This is a genomic window from Pseudomonas sp., from assembly GCF_050739655.1.
In the GTDB taxonomy this organism is placed as follows: domain Bacteria; phylum Pseudomonadota; class Gammaproteobacteria; order Pseudomonadales; family Pseudomonadaceae; genus Aquipseudomonas.
In genome coordinates this window covers 1-4878 of record NZ_JBOIBY010000320.1, presented here as the reverse complement: position 1 = coordinate 4878, position 4878 = coordinate 1, and the positions used below count along the sequence as shown (strand labels likewise).

5 protein-coding genes and 1 other RNA gene are annotated in these 4878 nt (G+C 60.1%); 4 read left to right on the top strand and 2 right to left on the bottom strand.

The features are described from left to right. Positions 1-225: RNase P RNA component class A (rnpB, locus tag ACRESJ_RS15755), an RNA gene on the bottom strand; the annotation flags it as partial. Positions 226-300: 75 nt separating this feature from the next. Then, positions 301-1173, bottom strand: coding sequence for a 16S rRNA (cytidine(1402)-2'-O)-methyltransferase (gene rsmI, locus ACRESJ_RS15750; protein ID WP_431758726.1), 873 nt, complete (start codon positions 1171-1173; stop codon positions 301-303). Between the two features lie 209 nt (positions 1174-1382). On the opposite strand from rsmI, the gene ACRESJ_RS15745 reads away from it, so the two are divergent. The 4 genes from ACRESJ_RS15745 (at position 1383) to ACRESJ_RS15730 (ending at position 4826) form a co-directional block, all read left to right on the top strand. Further along, on the top strand, positions 1383-3194 hold the full coding sequence (locus ACRESJ_RS15745) for a penicillin-binding protein activator (RefSeq protein ID WP_431758725.1): 1812 nt from the start codon (positions 1383-1385) through the stop codon (positions 3192-3194). Further along, on the top strand, positions 3194-3556 hold the full coding sequence (locus ACRESJ_RS15740) for a YraN family protein (RefSeq protein WP_431758724.1): 363 nt from the start codon (positions 3194-3196) through the stop codon (positions 3554-3556). Before ACRESJ_RS15745 ends, ACRESJ_RS15740 begins: the two co-directional genes overlap by 1 nt. A 101-nt stretch (positions 3557-3657) precedes the next feature. After that, complete coding sequence (locus ACRESJ_RS15735; protein ID WP_028624534.1) at positions 3658-4251, top strand: phosphoheptose isomerase; 594 nt, start codon at positions 3658-3660, stop codon at positions 4249-4251. Continuing rightward, positions 4248-4826, top strand: coding sequence for a BON domain-containing protein (locus ACRESJ_RS15730; RefSeq protein WP_431758723.1), 579 nt, complete (start codon positions 4248-4250; stop codon positions 4824-4826). The genes ACRESJ_RS15735 and ACRESJ_RS15730 overlap by 4 nt, the downstream gene beginning before the upstream one ends. The last annotated feature ends 52 nt before the right edge of the window (positions 4827-4878 follow it).

Genomic DNA, 4878 nt, shown 5'->3' with positions numbered 1-4878 from the left:
CTCCAAGTGGGGTTTACCTAGCCACGACCTGTTGCCAGACGTGCGGTGCGCTCTTACCGCACCTTTTCACCCTTACCGGCGCCGAAGCGCTTAGGCGGTTATTTTCTGTGGCACTTTCCGTAGGCTCGCGCCTCCCAGGCGTTACCTGGCACTTCGCCCTATGGAGCCCGGACTTTCCTCCCCCCCCTAATTTTCATAGAGGGCAGCGACTGTCCGATCGACTCTCCGCCGCGCAGGTTAACGGCAGAGCGCCCGAAGAACAAGCGCTAAAAGCCTTCGAACACGCCTGCGCGTCGGGTTTCACTCGCTTTTCTGTTTATCCAGCGCGACCTGATACAGAACATTCTTGCGTTCGCCGGTAATTTGCGCCGCCAATGCGGCAGCGCGCTTGAGCGGCATTTCTTCGAGCAACAGATTGAGAACGCGCATCGCCTCACTGCTGACCGCATCTTCAGACTCTGGAACCGTCCAGCCTGCGACCAGGACCACACATTCGCCACGCTGCTGATTACTGTCCGACTCGACGAACTGACGCAGCTCGACCAACGGCAAACCCTTGAGTGTTTCGAAGGTCTTGGTCAGTTCGCGCGCCAACAATGCCTGGCGCTCGGGGCCGAATACCAGCTCCATGTCCTGAAGGCATTCGAGAATTCGATGCGGCGCTTCGTAGAAAATCAGCGTCCGCGGTTCTTCCTTAATGAGCTCCAGGCGCGCGCGTCGCCCCACGGCCTTGGCTGGCAGGAAGCCTTCGAAGATAAATCGGTCCGATGGCAGCCCTGCCGCCGAGAGCGCTGCGATCAGTGCGCAGGCACCAGGAACAGGGACCACATTAATACCCGCGGCCCGAGCCTGGCGCACCAGGTGATAGCCCGGATCGGAAATCAGCGGCGTTCCCGCATCGGAAATCAGCGCCACATCGTCACCCGCCAACAGACGAGTGATGAAGCGACTGCCTTCATCGCGCTCGTTGTGTTCGTGACAGGCAGCCAATGGCGTGGGAATGCCGAAGTGCTGCATCAAGCGCTGCGAGTGGCGAGTATCCTCAGCGGCGATCAAGGCAACCTCGCGCAGGATCTTCAGCGCGCGCGCACTGATGTCGTCCAGGTTGCCGATGGGCGTCGCCACCACATAAAGCGAGCCGGCAGCGGAATTCAAAGCACCTGGAGCAGTCAAAGCGCACACCTCATGATCGATAAAGCGGCCATTGTAACGCGTAGCGCCGCTGGCGATACGCGTATGCAGTACTCGCTTTTGCTGCCCTTTGTGCCGCATAGCAACATTTAAGCAAGCTAAATTGATCGATTCACACCACTGACATCGCGCCCCGGCCAGTGCTTGGGTACAATTCCACGCTAATTTGATCGAGTATCAGGAACACTTACATGATCGCTTGCCTGCGGCTGCTCTCTGCCCTCTGCCTCGCTGCCCTACTGGCGGCTTGCGCCAGCTCGCCCTCCTCCAGCCTTGGCGAACTTCCACGGACCCCGGATGCCAGTATCGAGCAACTGCTCGAGAAGGCCGCTCAAAGCAAATCGCCGGAAGACGCCGCTCTGCTGCGTTTGAGCGCAGCTGATCTGGCCTATCGCCAGGGCAATCCCGGCCAGTCCGCGCAAATTCTCCAGCAAGTACCCGTGGAGCAACTCAAACCCGGCCAGCAGGTGTTCGCCAACACCCTGGCTGCCGAACTGGCCATGACACGCAATCAGCCGAAAGCGGCATTGACTGCCTTGAGCCATCCAAGCTTTCAGCGCCTGAGCGAATTGCCGCAAGAGCAGCAGATCCGCACCGGCACCGTTCGTGCCCGCGCCCTTGAAGCCGATGGCCAGACCCTGGCCGCCGCACGGGAGCGTATTTTCATCGCGCCCATGCTGAGCGGCGAAGCGGCAAGCAAAAACCACGAAGCGATCTGGACACTGATCGCCTCGTTGCCAACCGATCAATTGCAACCCAATACCACCGATGATCTCGGTGGCTGGATGGCCCTGGCGCAGGCAGTAAAAACCGCCGGCACCCTGGAACAGCAACAGGCCGCCATCGACAACTGGCGCAAACAAAACCCGAAACACCCGGCCGCGATCCAGCTGCCATTGCCGCTGACCCAACTCAAGGAACTGGCCAGCCAGCCCCTGAGCAAGATCGCCCTGCTGCTGCCGCAGGACGGTCCGCTGGCATCGGTCGGCAAAGCATTGCGCGAAGGCTTCATGGCTGCTCACTACCAGGCACAACAAGCCGGGCAGAAGCCGCCAGCCATCGAGTTTTATGACAGTTCGCGCCTTACCTCCCTCGACGAGTTCTACCGCAAGGCCCAGGCCGATGGCGTGCAACTGGTTGTCGGCCCACTGGAGAAGCCGCTGGTCAAACAGCTGAGCGCTCGCCCGCAACTGCCGATCACCACCCTGGCGCTTAACTACAGCGAAGGTGAACAAGGTCCGGCGCAACTGTTCCAGTTTGGCCTTGCCGCTGAAGACGAAGCCCGTGAAGTCTCTCGCCGCGCTCGCGCCGACGGCCTGCATCGCGCTGCCATCATGGTGCCGAAAGGTGAATGGGGCGATCGCGTGCTTCGGGCATTCAGCCAGGACTGGCAAGCCAACGGCGGCAGCGTCGTCGCTACCGAGCGCGTCGACCAGCCGGTTCAACTGGCCCAGCAGATTGCCGACATGTTCCAGCTGCGCCAGAGCGAAGGTCGCGCCAAGAGCCTGCAAAGCACCGTAGGCTCGCAAGTCGCCGCCCAACCTTCACGTCGCCAGGACATTGAGTTCATCTTCCTGGCCGCCACACCGCAACAGGCCCAACAGATCAAGCCGACCCTGAACTTTCAGTACGCAGGCGACGTTCCGGTCTACGCCACTTCCCACGTGTTCAGCGCCAGCGGCGATGCGAACCAGTACAACGACATGAACGGTATTCGCTTCTGCGAAACCCCGTGGCTGCTGGACGCCAATGATCCGCTGCGCCGCCAGGTAACCGCCCAATGGCCACAAGCCGCCGGCAGCCTGGGCCGCCTGTACGCAATGGGCGTAGACGCCTATCGCCTGGCGCCACGCCTGGGGCAACTCAAAAGCCTGCCTGACAGCCGCATTGAAGGCCAATCGGGCAGCCTGGGAATGAGCCAGAATCAGCGCGTCGTGCGGCAGTTGCCATGGGCAGAGTTCGTCAACGGCCAGGTTCAACGCCTGCCGGACACCCCGCGCTGATGCCTGACAGGTCACGCCAGCAAAGCGGTAAAGATGCCGAGCGCCATGCGCTCGAGCATCTTCAACAACAAGGTCTGCGCCTACTGGCGCAGAACTGGTTATGTAAACGCGGCGAGCTTGATCTGGTCATGCTCGATGGCGATACAGTAGTATTCGTTGAAGTTCGCTACAGAAAAAACACTCAATGGGGTGGCGCGCTCGATAGCATCGATGAGCGCAAACGGCAAAAACTGATTTTTGCCGCGCAATATTTTCTTCAGCGCGAGTCGCGCTGGGCCAACTCCCCTTGCCGTTTCGACGTGGTCGCGATCGACAGCGACCTCGATCAGTTGAACTGGTTGCAGAATGCCTTCGACAGCTGATCGCCTGCGCCACGAGGCGGACACAACCCAACACTTTTGCTCTTTGTTTTGCGGGCTGCACTTTTACGTGCCGGACAGCCGCGCTCATTAAGGTCACACAGATGGACATGCAATCGCGAATTCGCCAGCTTTTTCAGGCCAGCATCGACACCAAGCAACAGGCGATGGAAGTACTTGCACCGCACATCGAGCAAGCCAGCCAGGTTATGGTCAACGCCCTGCTCAACGAAGGCAAAATGCTCTCCTGCGGCAATGGCGGTTCCGCCGGCGATGCCCAGCACTTCTCGTCCGAGCTGCTGAACCGCTTCGAGCGCGAGCGTCCAAGCCTGCCGGCCATCGCGCTGACCACCGACAGCTCGACCATCACTTCGATTGCCAACGACTACAGCTACAACGAAATCTTCTCCAAGCAAATCCGCGCCCTTGGTCAACCGGGCGACGTTTTACTGGCGATTTCCACCAGCGGCAACTCGGCAAACATAATTCAAGCGATCCAGGCCGCACATGATCGCGAAATGATTGTCGTAGCAATGACGGGGCGCGATGGCGGCGGCATGGCGTCGCTGCTATTGCCAGAGGACGTTGAGATTCGCGTACCGGCCAACGTCACCGCACGTATTCAAGAAGTCCACCTGCTGGCGATCCATTGCCTTTGCGACTTGATCGACAGCCAACTGTTCGGGAGTGAAGAATGACCCCTAATCGCCTCGGCCTACTGGCCCTGACCCTGTGCCTCGGCATCAGCGGCTGCACCTCGGTGGTTAATGCCAGCCGTGAAGCACCGATCGAAGACGACCGCGGCACCCGCACCTTCGGCAGCAAGATCGACGACTCCCTGATTGACACCAAGGTCGGCGTGAACATCGCCAAGGCAGACCCCGCCCTGGATAACGACTCGCACATCGTCGTGACCAGCTTCAACGGCGTCGTACTGCTCGCCGGGCAAACCCCGCGCGCCGACCTCAAGGCCAAGGCCGAACAAGCCGCCTCAGCCGTGCAGCGCGTGAAGACAGTTCACAACGAAATACAGATCCTGCCACCTTCAGGCTTCCTTGCCCGCCAGAACGACACCTGGCTGACCTCCAAGATCAAGACCCAAATGCTCACCGACCCGAATATCCCCGGCTCGCGCATCAAGGTCATCACCGAGAACGGCATTGTCTACCTGCTGGGCCTGCTGACCAAACAGGAAGCTGCCCAGGCGACCAATCTGGTGCAAGGCGTTTCTGGCGTGCAGAAGATCGTGAAGTTGTTTGAGTACATCGACTGAAGCTCCTCGGCGATGGCGATTCAGGAATCACCATCGCACTGTAGGAGCCCGG

What these genes read in the sequence shown, in the direction of transcription:
- ACRESJ_RS15745 (WP_431758725.1), top strand. Translation starts at nt 1,383, where the DNA reads ATGATCGCTTGCCTGCGGCTGCTCTCTGCCCTCTGCCTCGCTGCCCTA.
- ACRESJ_RS15740 (WP_431758724.1), top strand. Translation starts at nt 3,194, where the DNA reads ATGCCTGACAGGTCACGCCAGCAAAGCGGTAAAGATGCCGAGCGCCAT.
- ACRESJ_RS15735 (WP_028624534.1), top strand. Translation starts at nt 3,658, where the DNA reads ATGGACATGCAATCGCGAATTCGCCAGCTTTTTCAGGCCAGCATCGAC.
- ACRESJ_RS15730 (WP_431758723.1), top strand. Translation starts at nt 4,248, where the DNA reads ATGACCCCTAATCGCCTCGGCCTACTGGCCCTGACCCTGTGCCTCGGC.